We start from the raw sequence: 24,414 nt of genomic DNA on the forward strand, positions 1-24,414 counted from the left end.
GAGGCCGGTGCAGGTGGCGCGGGCGGCGCAGGCGGCGCAGGCGGTGCAGGCGGCGCGGGCGGTGCGGGCGGCGCGGGCGGTGGCGGGACGGGCGGCGGGATGGTCGATCCCTGCTCCATGGGCTGCCCCACGGGCACCTGGGACGTGGACGGAAACCCGCTCACGGGCGCCGAGCAGTGCGGCTGCGAATACCAGTGCACGCTGGTGAGCGCCGACAAGGATCCGATCGACGACCAATACAAGGACGACAACTGCGACGGGACGGACGGCGTCGCCGAGCAGTGCATCTACGTCTCCTCCGGCGCGGGGAGCGACGCGAACGCAGGCACGCGGCAGGACCCGATGCAGACGATCGCCGCGGCCATCCAGCAGGCGCAGGCGAAGGGCGTTCCGTCGGTCTGCCTGTCGGGCGAGATTTACAACGAGGCCGTGACCGTGGTCTCGGGAATCAGCATTTACGGCGGATTCGACCACAACGATGCCGATTTCCGTTTCCGTCGCTCGGCGGCCGTGAAAACCACGGTGCGGGCCACGGGCACGGTCTTCTACGCGCCGCAAATCGATCAGGAGACCCATATCGAGGGGATCTCGATCGAGGCGATGACGCCGCAGGGCGCGGGCGAGAGCACGTATGGCGTGCGGCTCGGCGGCGGCGTGGGCAATCTCTACGTCCGCTACAACGAAATGGTGATCGGCGGCGGGACCAGCGGGACCGCCGGGGTGGCCGGGGCCGCGCAAGCGCAAACGCAGGCGCCGGGTGGGCTCACGGGGTCGGCCGGCGCCCAGAAAAACAGCAACTCCGGCATCGGCGGCGCGGCGCCGGTATGCGACTCGCCCGGCGGGAAGGGCGGCGACGGCGGGGCGAACGAGAACAACGGTCAGGCCGGCTCGCCCGGAAACGGCGGGACCGCGGCCGGCGCGGGTTCTTCGTGGAATAGCTGCACCCCCGCGATCGGCGGCGCCGGACCGGCCGGCGGAAACGGTCAAAATGGCGCGGATTCTCCGCAAGGACAGGCTGGCCAGGGCGGCACGGCGCTCGGCGGCGTGAACGCACATTTCTACCGGCCGGCGCACGGCACCGACGGAGCGAACGCCCAGACCGCCAAGGGCGGCGGCGGCGGCGGCGGCGGTGGTGGCGGCAGCGGCGGCGGGCTCTGTTTCGGCGATTGGGACAAGGGCGGCGGCGGCGGCAGCGGCGGCTGCGGCGGCAAGGGCGGTAATGGCGGCAAGGGCGGCATGGGCGGCGGCGGCAGCTTCGGCGTGTTCGCGGTGTCCGGAAAGGTCATCGTCTCGAAGAACTCGATCCAGACCGGCTCGGGCGGCAACGGCGGCATCGGCGGCAATGGCGCGCTGGGGCAAAGCGGCGGCATCGGCGGCAACGGCGGCGCGCACAGCGACGACAGCGGCCCCGGCGGCAAGGGCGGCAACGGCGGAAAGGGTTCGGCCGGCGGCCCCGGCGGCGGCGGCGGCGGCGGCCCGAGCGCGTGCCTCGCCCGCACGGGCAGCGTGACGTTCACGTACGACGGCAATAGCTGCTCGACGGGCGCGGTCGGCCTCGGCGCGAGCGGCGGGACGAACCCCGAGGGCGGCGTGGGCGGCAACGGCCTCAACGGCACCTCCGGGTTCAACGTCCAGATCAACTGAAGCCACGCGCCTCGCTTGAGGCAACGAAATGGGGCGGTCCGTACGCGGGCCGCCCCATTTCGCTTCTGTGTCTTTCGTCCCGAGGGAGACGCCTCGCGTCCCCCTCTCGTCCAGGCAAAGCCCGGACGATTCACCCCCCGAGGCGAGCTCGCTGCGCGATCTCGCAGAGCGCCGAGCGGTAGACCGTTCGGCGCTCTCGTTTCTTCTTGCGTCGCCGGCCTCCGAACGGTACGGACGCCGGGCAATGGCCATCGAGATCGTCGAGCTCGGCGACAAGGACAAGAAGCGGCGGCGGGACTTTTTGGACGTCGCGCGGGACATCTACGCGGACGATCCCGTCTGGGTGCGTCCCCTCGACATGGAGATCGAGGACCGGCTCGACCGGAAGAAGAACCCGTTCTTCGACCACGGCGACGCGCAGGCGTTCGTCGCCTATCGGGACGGGCGCCGCGTCGGGCGTATCACGGCCCAGATCGACCACGCGCACCTCGAGCGGCACAAGGATGCGGCCGGGTTCTTCGGGTTCCTCGATACGGTGGACGATCCGGAGGTCGCGCGGGCCCTGCTCGAAAAGGCCGCCGATTGGAACCGGGCGCGGGGAATGAAGCTCCTCCGCGGGCCGCTCTCGCTCAACATCAACGAGGAGCTCGGCTGCCTCGTCGAGGGCTTCGATACGCCGCCGATGATCATGATGCCCCACCACCGGCCGTACCAGGGCGGGCTCATCGAGCAGGCGGGCCTGAAGAAGCTCAAGGACTTCTATGCGTGGGCGTACGACGTCGGCTCCGTGCCGACGCGCGCGCAGAAGGCGCACGACGAGGTCCTCAAGATGCCCGAGGTGACGGTCCGCCACCTGGACACCGCGCGTTTCGGCGAAGAGGTCCGCGTCCTCATGGACATCTTCAATGACGCCTGGAGCGACAACTGGGGCTTCGTGCCGCTCTCGGAGCGCGAGCTCGCCAAGATGGCGGCCGACATGAAGCTCATCCTGTTCCCCGAGATCACCTACCTCGTCTCGATCGACGGCGAGCCGGCCGCGGTGGCGCTCGCGCTGCCGAACCTCAACGAGGTGATCCACGATTTCGACGGAAAACTCTTCCCGTTCAACGTGGCGAAGCTCCTCTATCGGCTGCGCGTGAAGGGGCCGAAGAGCGCGCGGCTCATCATCCTCGGCATCAAGAAGAAGTACCGGTACGTGCGCAAGTACGCGGGGCTCTCCGCGTTCCTCTACGTCGCCATGAACCGCTCGGCCCACCTGCTCGGCCTCGAGCGCGGCGAGCTCTCGTGGACCCTGGAAGACAACGCGGCCATCAATGCCGGTATCCGGCTGATGGGCGGGCGCATTTACAAGAAATATCGCGTCTACGAGCGCGAGCTGTGAGCAGAATGGGCCCGTCGCGCATCGAAAAACACTTTGACGGGGCGATGGGTACTCCGTAAAATCCGCGCATGCGTTCTCGTGTGCTCGCCCTTACCCTCGCGGGGTGCGGGACGTGGCTCGGCTCTACGGGCGTCAGCCTGGCGGCCGAGCCCGAGGCGCAAAGCTCGGGGGTGACGGCGGCGGCGCCCGCCGGCCGTGGGGCCGTCGTCGTGGCGATCGGCAGCGGCGTGGAGGCGGCAGCGAAGCCGCTGGCGCGCGAGATCTACCGGGACGAGGCACTCCGGCCGGGACTCGACGATCGGGCCGCGCGTGTGCTCGCCGGCGAGGTCGTCGCGCCGGACGCGCCTGCCAAGGAGCGCGAGCTCGCCGAGGTGCGGAGCGCGCTCACGACGAACGACGACGCCCCGAGCCGGAGGCTGCTCGCCTCGCTCGGAGCCGAGCAAAAGGCCGAGATCGTGGTCGCCGTGTCGATGGCCGGTGATCGCCCGGTCGCGCGCGTGCTCCGCGTGGGCACGGCGCGTTACGAGTCGATCGAGCTCGGTCCGACGATCGAACGAAACGACGCCGGGGAGATTCGCTACACGTGGCCGGGCGCCACGACGACGCTCCGCAAGCTCGTCATCGTGCCGCAGGCGGCGGCGCCGGCGCCGATCGCGCCCAAGCAAACCCCCTCGAAGGCCCTGGCGAAGCCGGAGGAGCCGGCGCGCAAGCCGTTCTACAAGTCGGCCTGGTTCTGGGGTCCGGTCGGCGCGATCGTGGCCGCGGGCGCGGCGGTGCTGATCACGTCGAAGGTGACGGAAGATTCGACGGGCATGGTCCGGCTGAAAGGGCAGGTCGCCCCGTGAGAGCGTGGTCCTCGGCGGTCGTGCTCGTGTCGATCGCGGCGTGGCTCTTCGCCGCGGACGCGCTCGCCGCGCCGCCACGCCCGCAAGACGCGCCGCTCGTGACCGATCCACGCGCCGACGTGCCCGCGCGCCCCACGGGATACCTGGAGCTGCAGGAAGCAGGCCTCACGTTCGCGTATCACCCCTCCGCGCACGAGCGCGTGCGCGCCGCGATCCCCGCGGTGCTCCGGGCGCGGAAGACCATGAGCGAGCTGCTCGGCCGCGAAGTCCTCGCCGCGGTGGAAATCCGCGTGGCCGCGGTGCCCGAAGAAGTACGCTCGCTCGGCCCGATGGAAGACGTGCCCGGGTATGCGCCGGCCCTCGCCTTCTCGAAGCAGCGGCTCGTGGTGACGAGCCTCGGCTCGCATCGATCACTCGAGCCGACGGATCTCGGCGTGGCCCTGCCGCACGCGCTCGCGCACGTGGCGCTCGACGAGGCGCTCGACCACAAGCCCGCGCCGCTCTGGCTGCACGAGGGGTTCGCCGCGCACGTGGCCGGCGAGGCCTCGGCGATCCGCGCGCAGTCGCTGCTGCTCGCCACGCTGCAAAGGCGCCTGCACGGGATCGCGGCGCTCGAAGGAGGCCTGCCGGCCGACGCGCCGGAGACGTCGCTCGCGTATGCGCAGGCCGCGGACCTTTCGCGGTTCCTGACGGACAAACCGCGCCGCGCGGCGTTCGTGGGCGCGCTCGATCGGGCCCGGACCGGTGAGGCGTTCGAGCAGGCGCTCGCGGCCGCGCATGAAGCGCCCCTCGCGCAGATCGAGCTCGCGTGGCGGGAGGATCTCGCGCGGCGGTACGGCTTTTTGCCGGTGTTCCTCGCGGGGATCGGCGTCTGGGCGCTCTCGGTGCTGGTCCTCTTCGTGCGGCGCGTGTTCGAGCGTCGCCGCGCGGCAGCGACGCCCGCGCCTCGCAAAGAGACGCGCTCTCTTGCGATCGAGCCCTCGCCCCTTTCGCCTCCGCGTCCACGCCCGAGGCCCGCGCCCCTCATCATCGAGCGCATCGACGACGTCGACGCGGAGCGCGAGCGCGAGGACATCGGCAAAACGTTCCCGCCGGAGGCCGAGGTGCCCAAGGTCGAGCACGACGGCGACTGGCACACGCTGCATTAATCTGGGAAGACGCGCGTCCGCAGGTATTCCGCCACTTGCGCGCCGAGCATCTCACCGGCGCTACGCAGCCGCCCGCCGCTCGAAGGGTTCGTCATCGTGGCGGGCACGACGGCGCGGAACTCGAGCACGTCGAGCCGCTCGGGCCCCGTGCCCCAGATCTCCACCGTCATCCGCACCTCCGAGGCGCGCGCGGCCACGTAGGCGTAAAACCCCGGCTCGACGAAGGTGACCATGGGCCGCACTACGAACGGGCTCGGCGCGGGCGCGGACACGAACTGGATCTCGGGCAGCTCCTCGGCGAGCTCCCGGCCGAATTCACCGGCGAACGCTCGCTTGTCCTCGTCCCAGCTCGACTGCTGATCCGCGTCCTTCGACGCCTGGTACTCCGCCTCGCTCTTTTCGCCGATCTGGACCCCCTCGAAGTGCACGGGCTCCACGGCGAAGTTCCGCTGGTTCACGAACGGATTCGGCACCGCCTTCGCCACCACGGTCCATGGCGGCCCACACGCGACCGCAAAAAGCGACAGAAAACACGCCAGAACCCACGGCCGCGCCGAGATCATCGCGTTCATGCCAGAACCCCCGTATCCGCTTTCGCGACGGTCGATTAGTATCACTCCGTCATGGAGGTCGTCACGGTTTGTCCCTTCCGGGTCGCGTCGCTGCTCTGGCAGCCACGGCGCGGCGGGTGGGTCCTCACGGTCGTCTGCAAGGCCACGTACGACCTCGCGCCCGTCCAGTCGCGCCTCGCCGCGAACCAGGACGATCCGAACGAGGACGACAACCACTGGAACGACGATCCCGCGCGCAGCGTGTACTCGCCGAGTGATCTCGTTCCGTTCAAGGTGCGCGCCGACGTGGTGCTCGTGGGCAACGCGTTCGCCCCGCGCGGCGAACCGGCCCGGTCGATCCTCACGCGCCTCGTCGTCGGCGGGATCGACAAATCGATCGAGGCCTTCGGCGAGCGCATGTACGGCCCGGACGGCGCGGTGCGCGACACGCGCGGCGTGACGAAGGTGCCGCTGCGCTACGAGCGCGCGACGGGTGGTCCAGACACGCTGAACCCGGTGGGCATCCGGCCCGACGCGCAGCCGGACGCGTACGGCGTCTCCCCCGTGCCGAACTTGCAGCCGCCGGGGCTGCTCGTGCAGAGCCGCGCGGACGTGATCCCCCCGATCGGGTATGGCCCGATCGCGCCGACGTGGCCGGGCCGGATGGAGGCGCTCGGCGCGTACGCGTCGTCGTTCTCGCAGCAGCTCGTCCGCGAGCAGCCGGTGCCCGACGACATCGATCCCGCGTACTTCGACTGCGCCCCCCGCGATCAGCAGCTCGACGAGCTGCGCGACAACGAGCGCATCGTGCTCGAGAACCTGCACCCGCAGCACCCGCGGATGGTGACGAGCTTGCCGGGTCTGCATCCGCGCGCCTTCGTGGTCCGGCCGGGCGGCAATCCGCAGGACCTCACGATGAAGTGCGACACGCTCTGGATCGACACGGACCGGGCGCAATGCACGCTGACGTGGCGCGCGCAGATCGGCCTCGACAGGCCCCACGGGCTCGGGCGCGTGGTGGTCGCGATGGAGGAGCCGGGGCAGCGGCTCACGTGGGCCGACGTCGAGCGGCTGCTCGTCGCGAGTGGTCAGGCGAGCGAGTCGCTCCCGGAGACGCCGTCCGAAGCGCCCGCACGGCCCACGCCGGCCCCGGACAAACCGCATCGGCCGGCGACCGTGCCGTTCCTGCGGCCCGACGTGGTGGGCGACATCCCGGCCAAACCGCCGTCGCCGTCGCCTGCGGTCTCCGCGCTGAGCCAGATGAGCGCGCCGCGCGCGGACAACGCGTTGCCGCAGCCCCGCGTCGGGCCCGCGGGCGGCCTGCCGTTCATCGCGCCGAAAAACGTGGGGCCCGCCGCGAGCACGCCGCAGCACGCGCCAGCCGATCGTCCGCAGCCCGGAGATGCCGCGCCGCCGTGGCTCTCAGCCGCGCGCAAGTCCTCCGCGAGCGTCCCCTCGCCGGCCGTGCCGAACGCGACGCCGTTCGCGCCCGCCGCCGCGCAGCCCCAGCCGCCGCCCGCGACGCCGTTCTCGCCGCCCGCCGCGCAGCCCTCCGCGCCGCCTCCGCCTCCTCTGCCCGCGCGCGTCCCGCAGGCCCCGCCCTCGCCGAGCCCCTCGCCGCTCGACAGCCCCTGGGCAAACCCGTCCGCGCGCGCGGGCGGCAGCGAGAACATGCCCGCGCCGACCGTGGGCAGCATGGCCGCGAGTTTGTCCCCGCCGAGCCCGATCCCCCCCACGGCGACCGCGATGGCCGCTGCGGGCCTCGCCGGCGCGGCCGCCGTCGCCGCGTTCTCCAGCGCCTCGCAGGCCGCGCCCCCGCCGCCCGTCGCCGTCGCAAACGCCGCGACCGTCGGCGCCGCCGCGGCCTCCAATGCGGCCGCCGCCGCGGGCCAGTGGTCCACGCCGAGCGACGGCGCGCCCTCGCCCTCGCCGGCCGTCTCGCCACGCCCGTACACGCACCGCGGCCCCTCGCGCGACGTCGTCGACCTCATCTGGTACGACCCGAAATTCGCGCCGAAGATGCGCGAGCACCCGAGCTGGAAGCTCCTGCTCGACAAAAAACCCGAGCCGCGCGACCTCGACTTCGACGACGAGCCGCCGCCCGAGGAGCCGCCCGACGTTCGTGATCGCAAGGACGTCTTCGCCGTGCTCACGCGGGGCGCGACGACCGACGCCGAGGGCATCCAGGAGGCCATCGCCGACGCCGTCGCCGACGACGGCACCTTCACGCCGCCGCTCGTGCTCGTCTCGGCCGAGCTCACCTTCCCCTTCGACGAGCTCGAAACGTTGAAGGCCACGGTCACCGCGGTCTCGCCGCTCATCGCGGGCGACAAGAAGCTCAAGGAGACCGTCGACACGGTGAACGAGCTCTTGAAGACGCCGTGGCTCTCCTCTTCGAGCGGCGTGGCCGAGCGGCTCACGCAGCAGGTGAAGGACGCGTTCGCGCAAGGCAACCGCATGCTGCCGCCGAGCTACCTCGACTCGCACACCGAGCGGATGCTGCTCGAGCAGCGGCACTACCAGAAACGCACAGTCTTCGGCGAGCCCTGGATCCGCAGCGTCCTCGTGCCCGCGGGCTCGCCGTCGCCGATGCCCGCGTACCTGCCCGAGAACCTCACGAAGAAGCTGCCGATGTTCCAGCGCTTCAAGGCGCGCATCGTGGCCGAGGCGCACATGCAGCAGGACGAGTACGAGAACCATCCGGCCGCGCTCAAGGTCGTCGCCTTGGGCCGCGTCGTCAGCTTGCAACGACGCGGCTTCATGCGCTGACGTCAGAGCTTCCCGGTCATCGCGTCGAAGCGGAGGCGCCAGACTTCCACGACGGCCTCCGCGAAGATGCTGCGGCTCATCTTGGAGTGGCCCGCGCGCCGGTCGACGAACACGATCGGCACCTCCGTCACGCGCAGGTTTTTCCGCAGCGCGCGGTACGTCGTCTCGATCTGAAACGAGTAGCCGTTCGAGCGCAGCGTCTCGATGTCGATCGCGAGAAGCGCGCGACGCGTGAAAGCTTTGAAGCCCGTGGTCAGGTCGCGGATCGGCACGCCGAGGATCGACCGCGCGTAGAGCGAGCCTCCCTTCGAGAGCACGTGCCTGCCCGGCCCCCAGCCGACGACGCCGCCGCCGGGCACGTTGCGCGAGCCGAGCACCACGTCCGCGCCCTCCTCGATCGCCTGGAGAAACGCGGGCAGGTACTTCGGATCGTGCGAGAGGTCCGCGTCCATCTCGACGACGACGTCGTAGCCGAGATCGAGCGCGCGCCGAAAACCGTCCACGTACGCGGTGCCGAGCCCGAGCTTGCCCGGACGATGCAGCACGCTCGTGCGAGGGTCCTCGGCGGCGAACTCGTCGGCGACGGCGCCCGTACCATCGGGCGAGGCGTCGTCCACGACGAGAACGTGCGCAGCGGGGACGACCTCGAGCACGGAGCGCACGAAGCGCGGGAGGTTGTCACGCTCGTTGTAGGTCGGCGTGACGACGAGGATCCGCGGGGCCATGCGTGCTCGTGGGCTCCCCGACGCACGGGGAGGCGTGGGGTCATGTAGCAGAAAGGGAGCGTCAGCAGGAAGCCTTGTCGGCTCCAAATCTCGAAGTTACGTTTCGTTGCCCTACCGGATCGTGCGGGTACCGACGACAGGCGCCACCGGCCCGGCGGAGTAACGAGGCACCATGGCTAGCAAGAACGTCCACACCTTCAACGAAGCGAATTTCGAGTCCGAGGTCCTGAAGTCCGACGTCCCGGTGCTCGTGGATTTCACCGCCACCTGGTGCGGCCCCTGCAAGGCGCTCGCCCCCATCGTCGACAAGCTCGCCGACGAGTACCAGGGCAAGGTGAAGGTCGGGAAGCTCGACATCGACGAGAATCCGAAGGTCACGGCGAACTACGGCGTCCGCAGCGTGCCCACCGTGATCGTCTTCAAAGGCGGCGCGAAGACGGGCTCGCACGCGGGACTGACAAGCAAGGAAAAGCTCGTCGCGCTGCTCGGCGTGTAAGACGAGCCACCGAAACCTGACGAACGTACGAGCGCGGCCTCTCGGAGCACGAGGGGTTCGCGCTCGCGTCTTTTCGCGGCTCCATTTTCCTCGTAGAGCTTGGCTCTCGTGGACGCCGAACTCCGACAAAGCCTGATCGGCCGGGTGCTTTCTGGCGCCCAGGGCGTCCGTTACGAGCTCGGCGAGCTCGTCGGCGAAGGCCGCTCCGGCTGGGTCTTCAAGACCACGAGCGAGGTCTTCGGTACGCCGGCCGCGGTGAAGGTGTTTCGGCCCGAGCTCGTCGACGGGGCGGCGTCGCTCACGCGGTTCGCTCGCGAGGCGACCTTCCTCCACCGCGCGCTCGCCGCGCTCTCGGATCGCCGCGGGCTCGCGCACGTGATCGATCACGGCACGATCGAGAGCCCACGCGGCGCGCTGCCGTGCCTGGTCCGCGAGTATCTGCCCGGGCAAAACCTAGCGCGGGTGATCGCCGCGCACGGCGGCTTCGGGCTGCCCGCGGCGCGCGCGCGGCGTGTCATGGGGCACGTGGCCCGAGGGCTCTTCGCCTTGCACGAGGCGGGCGCGGTGTTTCGCGACCTCAAGCCCTCGCACGTGCTCATCGCGCAGGATCGCGGCCAGGAGACGGCCCGGATCACGGACGGGTTCGTCACGCACCTCGGGCCCCAGGATCCGCTCGATCCGCCGAACCTCCTGTACGGCGCGCCCGAGAGCTTCGGCCAGGTGCAAGGTCCGCTTGGGCCCGAGGCAGACGTGTACTCGTTCGCGGCCGTGCTGTACGAGCTTCTTTGCGGGACCGCGGCGTTCGCGCCGAAGCCGGGCGAGCCGAAGCCGAAGGCGCTCCTGCGCCTCGTGACGGGCGACCGGCCGCAGCTCGGCCGCGTGCGCGCGACGCTGCCCGCGGAGCTGCGAGATCGGCCGGATCTCGTGGCCGCGCTCGATCGGGAGATCGGGCGCGCGACGAGCACGAATCCGCAGCAGCGGCATGGATCGATCCGGGAGCTCTGGCTCGCGCTGGAGCCGCTCCTGCGAGAAGCGGTGCGACCGACGGCGAGCGGCGGAAGCGCGCCGGACGAGCCCGTGAGCTTCGACTCGGTCTTCCCGCGATCCACCGAGGGCGCGCGCCTCGCCGCCGCGATGCCCGTGCCGCCGCCCTCGGCCGCGCCCGTCGCCGCGCCGATGCCCGCGTGGGAGATGCTCGGCCCCGCGATCGCAGGGGAGCGGCTGCGCGCGGCGATGGTCGTCGAGGACGGCCGCGCGATCGTGGCGCTCGGCACGCGGGGCCTGTATCGGCTCGCGCACGGCGCGTGGTCTTTGGCGCCGCTGCCCGCGGGGATCGATGTGCGGGCCGTGCGAGGTTTGTCGCGGCTTCCCTCGGGCGAGCTTCTTCTCTTCGGAGATGCCGGGCTCTGCGCGGCGCTCTCGTCGCGCGGCGGGCTGCGACGGATCGCGCTGCCGGAGCGCGAGATCACGCTGCTCGCGGCGCACGCGGACGATCGCGGGATCGTGCTCGTCGGCGAGCGCGCCTCGCGTCCAGGCGGCGTGGCGATCTTCGTACCGAACGAAGGTGCACCGACGACGCTCGCCACGCCGGACACGGCGCGCCTCGCGGGCGTGACGCGCACGAGCAGCGGCCACGTGATCGCGGTCGGCACGCAAGGCACGCTCGTGGAGATCAGCGAGCGCGGCGCGCGCGACGTGCCGTGGGGCCGAACGGGGCACCTCTACGCGATCTCGGCGGGACCGGGCGGCGTCGCGTATGCGGTGGGCAGCGGGGGACATGCGCTCCGCGTCGAGCCGGCGCACGGCGGCGCGGTGGCGACGCTCGAGAGCGTGCAGACGACGCGTGATCTCGTGGGTGTCGCGGTGGATCCGTCGACGGGCGGCGCGTGGGCCGTGGGCGCGGACGCGCGCCTGCTCGAACGGCAGGAGGGCGGGTGGATCCGCGTCCCGCTCGATCCGTCGGTTACGAGTGCACTTTTACTCGTCTGGCCTCGCGGGCCGCGGATCACCGTGGTTGCCGAGGACGGATCGGCCTACTTCCACGGCCACGCGCGCTGATCGGGGGCGCGCGGCCGGGCGGGGCGGCGGAGGCTGTGATCGTGGCCCGGACGGGGCCTTCGTTCGCCACAGATCCTTCGCTTGACCCTGCGTAGCCCGCTGACTACGTATCGCGCCGTTCAACACTTTTTCCAGGAGTCTCCGATGGCGACGAGGATTGCAATCAACGGGTTTGGCCGGATCGGTCGCTGCATCGTGCGCGCGCTCGTCGAGCGCGGCGAGAAGGATCTCGAGATCGTCGCGATCAACGATCTCACGGATGCCGGCACGCTCGCGCACCTCTTGCGCTTCGACTCCATTCATCGCGAGTTCCGCGCGGCGAAGGTGAGCCATGGCGACGGCTACATCGCGCTCGACGACAAGCGCATCCAGGTCCTCGCGAAGAAGGATCCCGCGGAGCTGCCGTGGAAGGACCTCGGCGTGGACATCGTCCTCGAGTGCACGGGCCTCTTCACCGACAAGGCGAAGGCCGCGCTGCATCAGAACGCGGGCGCCAAGCGCGTCATCATCAGCGCGCCGGCCAAGGGCCAGGACCTCACCGTGGTCATGGGCGTGAACGAGGGCCAGTACGATCCGGCCAAGCACACCATCATCTCGTGTGGTTCGTGCACGACGAACTGCCTCGCGCCGATCGCGAAGGTCATGCTCGACAACTTCGGGATCGTGCGTGGCCTCATGACGACGATCCACTCGTACACGAACGACCAGCACATCCTCGATCTCCCGCACCGCAAGGGTGATCTGCGCCGCGCCCGCGCGGCGGCGGTGAACATGGTGCCCTCCTCGACGGGCGCGGCGAAGGCGCTCAGCGAGGTCATCCCGGAGCTCAAGGGCAAGTTCGACGGCCAGGCGATCCGCGTCCCGACGGTCGACGTCTCGCTCGTGGATCTCACGCTCGAGACGGAGAAGCCGATCTCGAAGGACGCGATCCACGACGCGATGAAGCGCGCGGCCGAGGGCCCGATGAAGGGCATCCTCGAGTACACCGACCTCCAGCTCGTCTCGGGCGACTACATCGGCAACCCGCACTCGAGCATCTTCGACGCCACGCTCACGCAGCACATCGGCGACAAGTTCACGAAGGTCTTCTCCTGGTACGACAACGAGTGGGGCTTCTCGAACCGCATGATCGACCTGGCCAAGCTCATGGCCGCGAAGGGCGTGTGAGGCCATGAAGCTCACCGGCATCCGCTCGATCGAGGACCTCGCCAAAGACGGGGGACTCGCCAACAAGCGCGTCTTCATCCGTGTCGACTTCAACGTCCCGCTCGACAAGAAGACGGGCGCGATCACCGACGACGCGCGCATCCGCGAGTCGATCCCAACGATCAAGCTCGCCGTCGACGCGGGCGCGAAGGTCATCCTCGCCTCGCACCTCGGCCGTCCCAAGCCGGGCAAGCACGAGGGCTGCTCCCTCGAGCCCGCCGGCGCGCGCCTCGCGGAGCTCACGGGCTACGAGGTGCACCTGACCGACGACTGCGTCGGCGACGGCCCGAAGAAGGTCACGCACGACCTGCGCGCCGGCCAGGTTTGCCTCCTCGAGAACCTCCGCTTCCACGAGGAGGAGGAGAAGGACGACGAGAACTTCGCGCGTCAGCTCGCCGAGCTCTGCGACATCTACGTCGACGACGCGTTCGGCGCGGCGCACCGCGCCCACGCCTCCGTGCACGCCCTTCCCCGCATGATCCGCGATCGTGGCGCGGGCCTGCTCATGTTGAAGGAGCTGCGCTCGCTCGCTCGGCTGCTCGATCGTCCCGAGAAGCCGTACGTCGCGGTGCTCGGCGGCGCGAAGGTCTCGGACAAGATCGCCGTCGTCGAGTCGCTGCTCAACGTCGTCGACACGCTCTGCATCGGCGGCGCCATGGCGAACACGTTCCTCGCGGCGCAAGGCAAGAAGGTCGCGTCGAGCAAGATCGAGGACGACAAACTCCCGCTCGCCCGCACGATCCTGCAGAAGGCGCGTGATCGCGGCGCCTCGGTCCTCTTGCCCGTCGACGTCGTCGTGGCCAAGAGCCTCGACGCGGAGAGCGGCACGGCCGTGAGCGTCGACGCGATCCCCGACGGCACCATGGCGCTCGACATCGGCCCGAAGACGGTCGAGCTCTTTGGCAACGCGATCCAGCGCGCGAAGACCGTCTTCTGGAACGGCCCGATGGGCCTCTTCGAGTCGAAGCCGTTCTCGAACGGCACCTTCGAGATCGCGCGCATCATGAGCCGCGCCGAAGGGTTCACCGTCGTCGGCGGCGGCGACAGCGCGGCGGCCGTGCGCGCGGCGGGCGAGGAGATCGCGAAGGGCATGGATCACATCTCGACGGGCGGCGGCGCTGCGCTCGAGCTCATCGAGGGCCGCAAGCTGCCGGGCGTCGAGGCGCTTCGTTCCGCCGTGGCGGAGGAAGCGTCGTGAACGTCGCGCGCCGCCCCCTCATCGCGGGCAACTGGAAGATGAACGCCGGCGGCCAGGATGCATGCAGCCTGGCCCTCGGCGTGGTCGAGGCGGCGCGCCGCTCGGCCCGCGTCGACGTCGTGATCTGCCCGCCGTTCACGGCGCTCGCCGCGGCCGCGCACGAGCTCTGGGAGTCGAAGAGCGCGGTCATGCTCGGCGCCCAGAACATGCACCCCGAACCTGCCGGCGCCTTCACCGGCGAGATCAGCGCGCCGATGCTCAAGGACTCCGGCGCGACCTGGGTCATCCTCGGCCACAGCGAGCGCCGGCAGATCTTCGGCGAGACGGACGAGCTCATCGCGCGGAAAATCGCCGCCGCGATCCGCGCCGAGCTCCATCCGATCGCCTGTGTCGGCGAGACCCTGGAGGAGCGCGAGGCTGGAAAGACGCTCGAGGTCGTCGAGCGCCAGACCCGCGCCTTCCTCGACGAGCTCGGCAAGCGCCCCGGCTTCGGGGTCATCGCTTACGAGCCGGTCTGGGCCATCGGAACGGGCAAGGTCGCCCGTCCCGAGGATGCGCAGGAGGTCCACGCGATGATCCGTGGCCTCTGTGCGAGCCTCTCGGAGGAGCTCGCCGCGGCCACGCGGATCCTCTACGGCGGCAGCGTGAAGGGCGACAATGCCGAGGGCCTCCTCGGCCAGGCGGACGTCGACGGTGCCCTCGTCGGCGGCGCCTCCCTCGACGCGGCCGGCTTCGGCAAGATCATCGACAGCGCCGAGCGGCTGGCGGAAGCCGCTGAACGAGGGTAGAACGTCGCCGTGCGCCGATGCTGACCACCCTGCTCAACGTCATCCACGTCATCGTTTGTATCTTCCTGATCCTCGTGGTGCTCCTGCAGCAGGGCCGCGGCGGAGGCCTCGGCTCGTCGTTCGGCGGCGGCGCGCAGGTCTTCGGCGGCCGCGGCGCGGGCAACTTCATGACGCGCCTCACCGCGATCTGCGCCGCGATTTTCATGCTCACCAGCATGTCCCTCGCGTACCTGTCCTCGGCGGGTGATCGCGAGCTCAAGCAGTTCGAGAGCACGCAGCCGAAGTAATTCCGCGCCCGAGGCGGATCCACTTGCCCGCGTTGCTAGAGAGGCGCGATCTCGGCCTCGTTGCGCTCGTCAAGGTGATCGCCGTGGCGATCGTGATCGCAACGGGCTTTCGCGCCGTCAGCGACGACGACTTCGCGCGCGTCGTCATCGCGCAGGACTTCGCCCACACGCCGAAGCTCGATCCGACCGGCACGAGCTGGCTGCCCTTCCCGTTCTGGATCACGGGCGCGGCCATGCTCGGCGCGGGGCGGACGCTCCTCGTCGCGCGTGTCACGGCGTTCGTCCTCGGCGTCCTCTCGGCCGTGCTCGTCGCGCTCGCGGCCGAGCGCCTCACCAAGAATCGTTCGACGCTTGGGGGCTCCGCGCCGACGAGCGGCGCTGCACCCCCAAACCCCCGAACGGCTGCCCTCCTCGGCGCCGTCCTCGCGGCCGTTTTCCCGTGGAGCGCGCGCCTTGGCGTCGCCACCGTCCCCGAGCTCCCCACGGCTGCGCTCGCGCTCTTCGCGATGGCCTCGCTCGTCGGCCCGCGCGAACCACGCGCGCGCCTCTTCGGCGGCCTCGCGCTCCTCGGCGCCACCCTCTCTCGGTACGACGTCTGGCCCATCGCGGCCGCGTTCGCCGCGCTCACCGGCCTCGACGCCCTCCGCGAACGCGAACGCTCCTTCAAAAGCCGCGCCCTCTTCATCCTCGCGGCGACCCTCGCGCTGCTCGGCCCCTTCCTCTGGGTCCTCTGGAACCACTTTGCCCGCGGCAGCGCCTTCGACTCCCTCGATCGCGTCGCCGCCTACCGCCGTGCCCTCGGCGGTGACGCCGACGCGCTTCTCTCGCGCCTCTTCGCCTACCCGCTCGCGATGGCCCGCCACGAGCCCGAGCTCTTCAGCGCGCTCGCCGTCCTCCTCGCCCTCGCCGCGCTCCCTTCGCTCCGCGCTGCCGCCCGCGAGGTCCTCCGCCCTTACGCGCGTCCGCTCGTCCTCGCCCTCTTCCAGCTCGTCACCCTCTCGGCTGCGCTCGTCAAGGACGGCGCCCCGACCCATCACCCCGAGCGTGCCCTCCTCGTTGGCCTCCTCCTCTGCGCGCTCCTCGTCGGTAACCTCGCGGCCACGCTCCTCCCTCGCGCCGGCCGCGACGCCCGCCTCGGCGCCGGCGCGGCGGCAATCGCCCTCCTCGTTTTCAGCCTCGTCATCGTGCGCCGCTGGTTCCGCGGCGAGGACTTCGTCCCGCGCGCGGACGAGGTCGCCATTGGCGCCGCCGCGCGTGCCCTCGTCCCTCCTGGCGAGCGTATCCTCGTCGAGGTCCGCGATTATGGCCATTTCGCCATCACCGCTGCCCTCGGCCGCCCCGAAGACGTCGTCCTCGATCGCGACCTCGACCCGCGCAAACCCGCCTCTGCCTCCACCTTCGACGCCCCCGACGGCCTCTCGCGCCGCCTTGCCGAAGCCCGCGCGCGCTTCCTCCTCGGACGCACGGCGAGCCCTGCTGCGGCTGTCCTCGGCCCGCCGCGCGTCGTGCACGGCCCGTTCGGCCTCTGGGAGCAACCGAGCCGCTGACGCCATGCAATCCACGTTCGTGCACCCGTCCGCCTATGTCGACGAGCCTTCCTCCATTGGCGAAGGCACGCGCATCTGGCATTTCTGCCACATTATGCCGGGCGCTCGAATTGGTGAGCGTTGCGTGCTCGGCCAGGGCGTCTTCGTCGCGAGCGGCGTCGTCGTCGGCGACGACGTGCGAATCCAGAACAACGTCTCCCTGTACGAGGGCACGATCGTCGAGGATTCGGTCTTCCTCGGCCCCTCGTGCGTCCTGACGAACGTCACGAACCCGCGCGCCGAGATCGATCGCCGCGGTCTCTACGAAAAGACCTTGATCCGCCGCGGCGCGACCATCGGCGCGAATGCGACGATCCTGTGCGGCACCACCATCGGCCGGCATGCCTTCGTCGGCGCCGGCGCGCTCGTCACGCGCGACGTCCTCGATTATGCGCTCGTCACGGGCGTCCCTGCGCGGCGCACGGGGTACATGAGCCGGCACGGCCAGAAGCTCGGACGCCCGGGGCCCGACGGGATCATGGTTTGTCCGGAAAGCGGATATCGATACCGGATCGAGGAGGGGCTCGTCCGTTGCCTGGATCTTCCCGAGGATGCGCCGCTGCCGTCGGGCGGGCGCGACCTCGGAAAGCCTTACGTGCGCTCACGCCCGGGGTGAGGCGCGTCTCGCGGCTATTTGCTGCCGCCGAGGCCCTTGCCGAGGCCCTTGAAGAAGTCGTCGACCACGTTCTGGAAGCCCTTGATGCCGGCGCCGGCCACGCAGCCCATGGCTTCGCCGCAGGTCTTGGCATCGTCGACGCACTGAATGCCCTTGTCGACCGGCTCGTCGCCGGCGACCTTGCGCCACTGCTCGACCTCCTCGACGCACCGGTCGAGGTCGTCCTTCGTCCCGTTCTTTTCGCCGCAGAGATCGGCGATACGCACGCAGGCCGCGCGCTCGGGCTTCTTCAGGTAGGCGTACGCCGCCACGCCGGCGCCGCCGCCGATACCGACTGCGAGAACGACCGCGAGAGTTTTGCTCATTTGGTTCTCCGGGAGAGCAGGGTCTTTTTGCGCACGGTCCTGGGCCACGTCAAGCGGACGGGGACCGATTTTCCTTGGGTTGCGACTTTCACCTCGGCAGGAAAACTCTACCGCGACAGGGCGACCTCAATTGGGCACGAAGAACCCGAGGTAACGCAGATCCGCGCATTCCTGGGCGCCGGAAGCATTGCCGAGGACGTAGAATGCGTTGTTCGTCGGGACGGGGGGCTGCGCCGGCCCCGAGAAGGTGCCGCCGGAGGACACGATCAGCCTCTGTTCGGCCGCCGAGTGAATCGCCTCGACCTCGATCATCTGCTCCCGCGCCCACGTGAGCGCGGCGGATTCGAGGTTGACCTTGTTGATGCGAAACACGATTTTCTTGTCCGAGAACCGGAAGAACAGGCGGTTGTCGCCGTTGATGAACAAGAGATCGTGCTCGTTTTCCGAGGTCTCGGTCGTCGCGTAGTTCGGGGCGAATCGAATCCGGACGTGGAAATAGCCTCCTGGCGCCACCACCGGCGGAGCGATGACCGAGAGCACGTCGGCGTCGCGGGTCCGCTCCGTGGCCTGCGTCGGGATGTAGCTCGACGGGTAGTTCGGCACCTTGTTGTCCCCCAGGGTCTCCTGCTGCGCGCCGTAGGCCAGGGTCTTGGTCTGCCCGCTGATCGCCGCCGGCATACCCCCGGGACCCACGCGTGTCTCGAGCACGAAATACCCCGTGGAGGAGCCGACCTCGTACCGCTTCCAGTTCGCGGCGTCGTCGACCGGGACCCAGCTCCAGGTCGCGTCTCCCACGACGAAATTCGAAAATGGCCCCGTGTCTCCCACGCCCTTCAGCCAGGCAGTCGCATACCCTGCCGGTGGGCTCGCGTAATACGATTGCTGGCTCCCCGACGAGGTGAACTGGGACGCGGCAATCCCGCCGGCAGGATCCCCTTGCCCCGGCAGGTACGCCATCGGCTCCGCCGGGACGGACCACCCGCCGCCGATCGTGCTCCACGAGTCGCTGTTCTTGATCTTGTTCTTTCGCACGCTCTCCACGCTGAGCCCCCAGCCCGGCCCCACGTTCCTCGGGCGCGCGGCGTCCGCGAGGTAGGGGCGCTTCAAGCTGTGCGGCCCCACCTGCGAGGTCCGGTCGAGCGTTCCGCATTGAATCTTGAGCCAATCGCTCGGAAGCGAGTACACCGGCACGATGGCCGCCGGAGGCGCCGCCGCCGTCCATTCCTTGATGGCGACCGGCCCCCCGCCGCCCGAGCCGCCCATTCCACCGGTGCCGCCCGTTCCACCGGCGCCGCCCATTCCACCGACCCCGCCCATTCCACCGCCGCCGACCCCGCCCATCCCACCGGCGCTGCCGACCCCGCCCACGCCGCCGGTCCCGCCCGGCCCCACGGACGCGCCGCCGCCGCCCTCGCCCGAGGACGACGACGACGACGCTTGTCCCATCGGCGCCGACCCGAGCTGGTCGAGGCTACACGCGCCGAGCAAGGCGCCCGTCACGAGCGCAGCGATCCCGGAGATTCCAAGTGAAGCAAGGCCGCGACGCCCGCGGCGAGACGCACGTTCCATGATCTGCGATCCTCGGCGGAACACGGCCCGGCGTCAACGAACGCGCGGATACATCTCGCGCCCCGGCCTCCGATCGTTCTGCGATACACTGCCCGCCACGCCTCGACGCCCGGATCACGAGCCTCGGATGCCTCCCACTTCCCGATCCAGCCCGAGCCGAGATCGCGGAAGCACCGGCTCCGTACGCCCCCTCGTCACCCTCGTCGCCTTCACCGTCGCGAGCAGCGCGCTCGCGCTCGGCGGCGTCCACGTCCGCGTCGTCGCCCTGATCGCGCCCTTCGCCTTCGTCGCCGCCGCGCTCGCGCTTCGCCGCGAGCAAGAGCGCAAGGGATCGATCTCCCTCGCCTTGCCTGCGATCCTCGCGACCGCCCTCGCCGCGTACACGCTCCTGCAAGCCGTGCCCTTGCCCATGGCCGTGCTCGCGCGCATCGCGCCGGGCAACGCCGACGTCTGGGCGCGCGCGCTCCTGCCCTTCGGCGAGTCCGGCCCGCGCTTCGCGAGCCTCTCGCTCGATCCGGGCAGCACGATCGTCGAGGCCCTGAAGTGGTCCTCCTACGCCGCGATCTTCACCGCTTCTGCGGCCGTCTCCGCGCGTCGTGGCGCGGCCACCGGCATCACCACCGTCTTCGTCTCGGCCCTCGCCGTCGCGCTCGTCACGGTCGTGCACGGTCTCGCGGGCTTGACCAAGGTCTACGGCTTCTACACGCCGTCCGTGTCGCTGCCGCCGTGGCACGTCGGACCGTTCATCAACCCGAACACGCTCGCGGGTTACCTGAACCTCGGCGCGCTCGCGGGCATGGGCCTCGTCCTCATGCACGAGCCCGTCGCGCCGCGCTGGCTCGTCGCTTCGGGCGTCGCGTTCCTCGTCGCGGTCGACGTCACCTCCGCCTCGCGCGGCGGCGTGCTCGCCTTGATCCTCGGCGTCCTCCTGCTCGCGCTCCTGCTCCGGATCCGCGCTGCGCGCCGCGGCGCGAGCGCCGACGCCACCGACCCCTCGCTTCGCTTTCTCCTCGGCGGCGCGCTCCTCGGCGGCGCTGCGCTCGCGCTGCTCGGCGGCACGCGCGACACGTGGTTCGAGCTCTACGACAAGAACCTCGACAAACTCCAGATGGTGCTCTGGGCGCTGCCCGTCTTGCGCGAGCACCCGATCTTCGGCATCGGCCGCGGCGCCTTCGAGAGCGTCTTCCCCGCGTACCGCGAGAGCTCCGGCCACGTCGTCTTCGCGTACGTCGAGAACTTCCCGGCGCAGTGGCTCGTCGAGTGGGGCGCGCCCGTCGCGCTCGCGGCGCTCGTCCTGTTCGCGTGGGCGCTCGCCCCCTCGCGCCTCGGCGCCTTGCGCAGCCGGCTCGCGGCATCTGCGTTCACAGGCGTCGTCGTGGTCCTCCTGCAGAACCTCGCCGACCTCTCGCTCGAGATCCCCGCGGTCTGCATCGCGCTCGCCACGGTGCTCGGCTCGTTGTGGGGCGATCGTGCGCGCTCGCGCCCGTCGCGCGGCCTCGCCGCGAAGGCCCCGAGCAAGCTCGCGCGCCTCGCGCCCGCGATCGCGCTCCTCGTCGGCCTCACGCTCGCCGCGGCTTCGTTTCGGTTCGGACATCCCGACGTCGGCGCCGAACGCGACACGATCCGGAAGACGTACGAGGCGACGAACCACTCGGATCCCGCCGCCTACGACGCGCTCAAAGGCGCGCTCCACGCGGCCATGCGCCGCCACCCGGCCGAGCCGTATTTCCCGCTCATCGGCGCGCTCGCGGCCTACCAGGGCAAACGCGAGAGCGCGCTGCCGTGGCTGCAACGCACGCTCGAACGAGGCCACGTCAACGGTCGTGCGCACCTCTTGCTCGCGCAGGTCCTCGCCAGCCGAGGCGCGCGCCGCCAGGCCTTGCTGGAGCTGCGGATCGCCGTCACGCAAGACAGCTCGCTCGTGGGCCCCGCGGGCGTGTTCGCGGCGCGGATCTCGAAAGATTTCGACGAACTGCTCGGCGCCGTCCCCGAAGGCAAGACCGGCGCGCCGATGCTCGACGAGCTCGCGGTGCAAGCGCGGAGCGCTGGCAACGCCGCGCTCAGCGCGCGCTTCGACGCCGAGGCGATCGCGCGAAACCCCGGCACCCATGGTCCTCGCGTGCGCGCCGCGGACGCCTTGCTCGACGCGCTCGCGAAGGGCACGTGTGACGACCGCGCTCGCTGCGCGCGAGAGATCGAGGCGCACGCGACGGCGCTCGAAACCGCATTCCCCGGGGACTTCGTGGCCGACCGGATCCGCGCGGCGGCGCTCGTGACCGAGGGCAAGAGCGAGGAGGCCGAAGCCCGGCTCGCGGCGCGTTGTGCGCGGGTCAAGGATCGCATCGGCTGCCTGCGCGCCCGGGTCGAGATCGCCTCGCGTGTGCCCGGCGTCGCGCGGATCGACGCAGCCAGCAAGGACCTGCTCGCCGCGACGTGCCTCTCGGCCTCCGCGTGCGCCGAAGCCGCCTCGTTCCTCGCGCGCATCCGCGAGAACCGCGGGGACACGGGTTCCGCGCTGACGCTTCATGCACGCGCGGCCCGCGAGGAACCGACCGAGGCGCGGTGGCTCGCGCTCGCGGATGCGGCGAGCCGAGGAGGCGCGCATGCGCAGGCGGCGGATGCGCTGGAGCGGGTGGCGCAGAAGCGGGGGATGACGGAGGAGCTGCGGAAGCGGATTGCGGAGGAGCGGGCGAAGGCGCTGGGAGGGCCATAACGAGACGGGCCAGCTTGAGCTGCAGCCGCTTCCGCTTCGGATTCCGTCACCCCTGACCTGGTCCCGAAAGGACGTCACCACGAGGCCCCCCACACGGACGGGAATGCGACGATTGCAAGAGCGGCACGTTCGATCCCGGAACTGCGACACCCCAATTCCGCCATCCGCGTCAGCGCGCATCGACGTCCTCCTTCACGACGCCGCGGCGTCGGCGCGCATCACCATCCTCGAAATCCGGCGCCGCGAGCCTGAGACGGAGGAGGTGGCGCTTGCGTTCGTCCTCGGGCCAATCCTCGTATTCCGTACGCTCGTGCAGCACGACCGAGTTTTCAGCCATTGCACGTCTCCGGGCTCGAAGCGCATATCCAGCGTGAGGCGCGGATCGTGTGGAAGACTTCGAGGAGCGCCTGCGCCGCGCGCTCGCGCTCGTTCGCCATGGCACGCGCGTCTCGTGGAGCCGCGTGGCCACCGCCATTTCCTCGCCGAGGTGCGTGTCGCGTGTGCCTTCGAATGCCACCGCGCGCACGGGCCGGAGTGGTTGGAAGCAGTTGACGGAGCAGCCGGCATCCTGCACGTATCCCAGGCCAGCCGAGACGTACGACGAGAGAAATCGGAAGGAGACGGAGTCTTGACGAGCTTCCTGGAACAGCCGAGCCGTTTTCTGTTCTTCACGGGGAAGGGCGGCGTGGGCAAGACCGCGCTCGCGTGCGCGACTGCGATTCGACTCGCGGACGCCGGGAAACGTATCCTCCTCGTCAGCACCGATCCGGCGTCGAACCTGGACGAGATGCTCGGCGTGCCGCTGTCGCAACGGCCCACGCCGATCCCCGGCGTCGACCGGCTCTTCGCGCTCAACATCGACCCGGAGAAGGCGGCCGATGATTACCGAAAGCGCGTGGTCGCGCCCTATCTCGCGATCTGGTCGGAGACGCAGATCGCCGAGCTACGCGAGCAGCTCGCCGGAGCATGCACCGTGGAGATCGCCGCGTTCGACGAGTTCGCCGAGCTCCTCGCCGGGGACGAACAGAGCGTGCCGTTCGATCACGTGCTCTTCGACACGGCGCCCACAGGGCACACGTTGCGGCTCCTCAGCCTGCCGCGCGCATGGTCGGGCTTCCTCCAATCGACCCCGTCCGGGGCCTCGTGTCTGGGCCCCCATTCAGGGCTGAAAATGCAGGAGGCGCGCTTCGTCGCCGCGGTGGATGCTCTGGCCGACGCCGCGCGCACGACCATCGTGCTCGTCACGCGGGCGGACCACGCAGCCCTGCGGGAAGCGGATCGGACGTCGGGCGAGCTCGAAGCGCTGGGCCTGAAGAACCAGCGACTCGTCGTCAACGCCGTATTCGAGGCGACAAACCGTGCCGATTCGGTGGCCCTTGCGCTCGAAGAGCGGGGGCGCGAGGCGCTGCACGACATGCCTCCTCGGCTGCAAGGACTGCCCACGACGCGCGTCCCTTTGCGCGCCTTCAACATGGTCGGTCTTCCGGCGCTCCGCGCATTGCTGGACGATCGCGCGTCCGCAGCCCTCGCGCGTGCAGTCCCTCCGCTCGCGACGCCTTCGCTGCCGCCCCTCCAGTCCCTCATCGACGAGATCGCGGCGCCCGGGCGTGGGCTCGTGATGGTGATGGGCAAAGGCGGCGTGGGGAAAACGACGATTGCCGCGTCGATCGCGGCCGAGCTCGCATCGCGAGGTCACGATGTCCACCTGAGCACCACCGACCCCGCGGCGCACGTCGCCGCGACGCTCGCGGGCGAACTTCCGCACCTGCGGATCAGCCGCATCGATCCCGCCGTGGAGACGAAGGCGTATGTGGACCGCGTGATGGCGACGCGCGGGGCCAAGCTCGACGAAGCGGGACGAGCATTGCTGGCCGAAGACCTGCGATCCCCCTGCTACGAGGAGGTCGCCGTCTTCGCAGCCTTTTCGAGGACCGTCTCGCAAGCGCGCTCGAGCTTCGTCGTCCTCGACACGGCGCCCACGGGACACACGCTGCTCCTGCTCGACGCCACGGGCTCGTATCACCGGCAGACAGTCGTCGGAGACGTCGACGCGCAGCATGCGTCCGGCCGCATCGTGACCCCCCTCATGAGGCTGCGCGATCCGCAGTACACGAAGGTCCTGGTCGTGACGCTCGCGGAGACGACGCCCGTCTCCGAAGCAGCGCGATTGCAGGCGGATCTCAGGCGCGCCGGGATCGAGCCCTTCGGCTGGGTGATCAACAGCAGCCTCGCAGCCGCCGGCTCGACGGATCCTTGCCTCGCCCAGCGCATCGCGGCCGAGCTCGAACAGATTCGCGTGGTGCGCGAACAGCACGCGCAGAGGCTCGCGATCGTCCCTTGGATGACCGAGGAGCCCGTCGGCCCCACGCGCCTGCTGGCGCTCGCGCGTCCCTCCGAATAGCGAATGGATCCACGACGCCCACGCTCGCATCGGCCTCGATCTCGGGAACACCTACGAAGACGGAGCGA

Annotated in this window: 20 protein-coding genes; 15 read left to right on the forward strand and 5 right to left on the reverse strand. The window is 70.4% G+C overall.

Going from position 1 to position 24,414, the window contains the following annotated elements:
* The 4 genes from QHF84_RS48765 to QHF84_RS48780 all read left to right on the forward strand — a co-directional run.
* Positions 1–1,644: PE-PGRS family protein (locus QHF84_RS48765; protein ID WP_281320528.1), on the forward strand; the 1,644-nt coding region annotated here is incomplete at its 5' end.
* Between the two features lie 244 nt (positions 1,645–1,888).
* Entirely contained in the window at positions 1,889–3,025 is a 1,137-nt protein-coding gene (locus tag QHF84_RS48770) for a hypothetical protein (protein ID WP_281320529.1), read from the forward strand.
* A gap of 68 nt (positions 3,026–3,093) precedes the next feature.
* Positions 3,094–3,870 (forward strand): hypothetical protein, encoded by a 777-nt coding sequence (locus QHF84_RS48775; protein ID WP_281320530.1) that lies wholly within the window; start codon positions 3,094–3,096, stop codon positions 3,868–3,870.
* Entirely contained in the window at positions 3,867–5,018 is a 1,152-nt protein-coding gene (locus QHF84_RS48780) for a hypothetical protein (RefSeq protein ID WP_281320531.1), read from the forward strand. The genes QHF84_RS48775 and QHF84_RS48780 overlap by 4 nt, the downstream gene beginning before the upstream one ends.
* Here the strand turns inward: QHF84_RS48780 and QHF84_RS48785 are convergent.
* On the reverse strand, positions 5,015–5,590 hold the full coding sequence (locus tag QHF84_RS48785) for a hypothetical protein (protein WP_281320532.1): 576 nt from the start codon (positions 5,588–5,590) through the stop codon (positions 5,015–5,017). The genes QHF84_RS48780 and QHF84_RS48785 overlap by 4 nt on opposite strands.
* A gap of 51 nt (positions 5,591–5,641) precedes the next feature.
* Here QHF84_RS48785 and QHF84_RS48790 point away from each other — a divergent pair, with 51 nt between their 5' ends.
* Complete coding sequence (locus QHF84_RS48790; RefSeq protein ID WP_281320533.1) at positions 5,642–8,338, forward strand: DUF2169 domain-containing protein; 2,697 nt, start codon at positions 5,642–5,644, stop codon at positions 8,336–8,338.
* A 2-nt stretch (positions 8,339–8,340) separates the two neighbouring features.
* On the opposite strand, the gene QHF84_RS48795 is transcribed toward QHF84_RS48790, so the two are convergent.
* Positions 8,341–9,063 (reverse strand): polyprenol monophosphomannose synthase, encoded by a 723-nt coding sequence (locus QHF84_RS48795; protein ID WP_281320534.1) that lies wholly within the window; start codon positions 9,061–9,063, stop codon positions 8,341–8,343.
* Positions 9,064–9,235: 172 nt separating this feature from the next.
* On the opposite strand from QHF84_RS48795, the gene trxA reads away from it, so the two are divergent.
* The 8 genes from trxA (at position 9,236) to QHF84_RS48835 (ending at position 17,298) form a co-directional block, all read left to right on the forward strand.
* Positions 9,236–9,559 carry a thioredoxin gene (trxA, locus tag QHF84_RS48800; RefSeq protein ID WP_281320535.1) on the forward strand — a complete coding sequence of 108 codons (324 nt, stop codon included), beginning with the start codon at positions 9,236–9,238 and terminating at the stop codon, positions 9,557–9,559.
* 108 nt (positions 9,560–9,667) lie between these two features.
* Positions 9,668–11,617 (forward strand): serine/threonine-protein kinase, encoded by a 1,950-nt coding sequence (locus QHF84_RS48805; protein WP_281320536.1) that lies wholly within the window; start codon positions 9,668–9,670, stop codon positions 11,615–11,617.
* 144 nt (positions 11,618–11,761) lie between these two features.
* Entirely contained in the window at positions 11,762–12,784 is a 1,023-nt protein-coding gene (gap, locus tag QHF84_RS48810; RefSeq protein WP_281320537.1) for a type I glyceraldehyde-3-phosphate dehydrogenase, read from the forward strand.
* Between the two features lie 4 nt (positions 12,785–12,788).
* Complete coding sequence (locus QHF84_RS48815) at positions 12,789–14,021, forward strand: phosphoglycerate kinase (protein ID WP_281320538.1); 1,233 nt, start codon at positions 12,789–12,791, stop codon at positions 14,019–14,021.
* The gene (tpiA, locus tag QHF84_RS48820) at positions 14,018–14,809 is read left to right on the forward strand and encodes a triose-phosphate isomerase (protein WP_281320539.1); all 792 of its coding nucleotides are present in this window, start codon (positions 14,018–14,020) and stop codon (positions 14,807–14,809) included. The genes QHF84_RS48815 and tpiA overlap by 4 nt, the downstream gene beginning before the upstream one ends.
* 17 nt (positions 14,810–14,826) lie before the next feature.
* Entirely contained in the window at positions 14,827–15,096 is a 270-nt protein-coding gene (secG, locus tag QHF84_RS48825) for a preprotein translocase subunit SecG (protein ID WP_281320540.1), read from the forward strand.
* 32 nt (positions 15,097–15,128) lie between these two features.
* The gene (locus tag QHF84_RS48830; RefSeq protein ID WP_281320541.1) at positions 15,129–16,643 is read left to right on the forward strand and encodes a hypothetical protein; all 1,515 of its coding nucleotides are present in this window, start codon (positions 15,129–15,131) and stop codon (positions 16,641–16,643) included.
* Positions 16,644–16,647: 4 nt separating this feature from the next.
* Positions 16,648–17,298, forward strand: a complete 651-nt coding sequence (locus QHF84_RS48835) for an acyltransferase (protein ID WP_281320542.1) — start codon at positions 16,648–16,650, stop codon at positions 17,296–17,298.
* 14 nt (positions 17,299–17,312) lie between these two features.
* Here QHF84_RS48835 and QHF84_RS48840 read toward each other — a convergent pair whose 3' ends face one another.
* Positions 17,313–17,663 (reverse strand): hypothetical protein, encoded by a 351-nt coding sequence (locus tag QHF84_RS48840; RefSeq protein ID WP_281320543.1) that lies wholly within the window; start codon positions 17,661–17,663, stop codon positions 17,313–17,315.
* Positions 17,664–17,789: 126 nt separating this feature from the next.
* On the reverse strand, positions 17,790–19,232 hold the full coding sequence (locus QHF84_RS48845) for a hypothetical protein (RefSeq protein WP_281320544.1): 1,443 nt from the start codon (positions 19,230–19,232) through the stop codon (positions 17,790–17,792).
* A gap of 127 nt (positions 19,233–19,359) precedes the next feature.
* On the opposite strand from QHF84_RS48845, the gene QHF84_RS48850 reads away from it, so the two are divergent.
* Positions 19,360–21,945, forward strand: a complete 2,586-nt coding sequence (locus QHF84_RS48850; protein ID WP_281320545.1) for an O-antigen ligase family protein — start codon at positions 19,360–19,362, stop codon at positions 21,943–21,945.
* 169 nt (positions 21,946–22,114) lie between these two features.
* On the opposite strand, the gene QHF84_RS48855 is transcribed toward QHF84_RS48850, so the two are convergent.
* Complete coding sequence (locus QHF84_RS48855; RefSeq protein WP_281320546.1) at positions 22,115–22,282, reverse strand: hypothetical protein; 168 nt, start codon at positions 22,280–22,282, stop codon at positions 22,115–22,117.
* A 291-nt stretch (positions 22,283–22,573) separates the two neighbouring features.
* Here QHF84_RS48855 and arsA point away from each other — a divergent pair, with 291 nt between their 5' ends.
* A complete protein-coding gene (arsA, locus tag QHF84_RS48860) occupies positions 22,574–24,346 on the forward strand; it encodes an arsenical pump-driving ATPase (RefSeq protein ID WP_281320547.1) in 1,773 nt (590 codons plus the stop codon).
* Positions 24,347–24,414 lie beyond the last annotated feature (68 nt).

The sequence above is a fragment of the Polyangium sp. y55x31 genome, from assembly GCF_029946505.1.
GTDB lineage: Bacteria > Myxococcota_A > Polyangia > Polyangiales > Polyangiaceae > Polyangium.

What these genes read in the sequence shown, in the direction of transcription:
- QHF84_RS48770 (WP_281320529.1), top strand. Translation starts at nt 1,889, where the DNA reads ATGGCCATCGAGATCGTCGAGCTCGGCGACAAGGACAAGAAGCGGCGG.
- trxA (WP_281320535.1), top strand. Translation starts at nt 9,236, where the DNA reads ATGGCTAGCAAGAACGTCCACACCTTCAACGAAGCGAATTTCGAGTCC.
- gap (WP_281320537.1), top strand. Translation starts at nt 11,762, where the DNA reads ATGGCGACGAGGATTGCAATCAACGGGTTTGGCCGGATCGGTCGCTGC.
- QHF84_RS48835 (WP_281320542.1), top strand. Translation starts at nt 16,648, where the DNA reads ATGCAATCCACGTTCGTGCACCCGTCCGCCTATGTCGACGAGCCTTCC.
- QHF84_RS48785 (WP_281320532.1), bottom strand. Translation starts at nt 5,590, where the DNA reads ATGAACGCGATGATCTCGGCGCGGCCGTGGGTTCTGGCGTGTTTTCTG.
- QHF84_RS48840 (WP_281320543.1), bottom strand. Translation starts at nt 17,663, where the DNA reads ATGAGCAAAACTCTCGCGGTCGTTCTCGCAGTCGGTATCGGCGGCGGC.
- QHF84_RS48815 (WP_281320538.1), top strand. Translation starts at nt 12,789, where the DNA reads ATGAAGCTCACCGGCATCCGCTCGATCGAGGACCTCGCCAAAGACGGG.
- QHF84_RS48850 (WP_281320545.1), top strand. Translation starts at nt 19,360, where the DNA reads ATGCCTCCCACTTCCCGATCCAGCCCGAGCCGAGATCGCGGAAGCACC.
- QHF84_RS48775 (WP_281320530.1), top strand. Translation starts at nt 3,094, where the DNA reads ATGCGTTCTCGTGTGCTCGCCCTTACCCTCGCGGGGTGCGGGACGTGG.
- QHF84_RS48855 (WP_281320546.1), bottom strand. Translation starts at nt 22,282, where the DNA reads ATGGCTGAAAACTCGGTCGTGCTGCACGAGCGTACGGAATACGAGGAT.
- QHF84_RS48845 (WP_281320544.1), bottom strand. Translation starts at nt 19,232, where the DNA reads ATGGAACGTGCGTCTCGCCGCGGGCGTCGCGGCCTTGCTTCACTTGGA.
- secG (WP_281320540.1), top strand. Translation starts at nt 14,827, where the DNA reads ATGCTGACCACCCTGCTCAACGTCATCCACGTCATCGTTTGTATCTTC.
- QHF84_RS48790 (WP_281320533.1), top strand. Translation starts at nt 5,642, where the DNA reads ATGGAGGTCGTCACGGTTTGTCCCTTCCGGGTCGCGTCGCTGCTCTGG.
- QHF84_RS48795 (WP_281320534.1), bottom strand. Translation starts at nt 9,063, where the DNA reads ATGGCCCCGCGGATCCTCGTCGTCACGCCGACCTACAACGAGCGTGAC.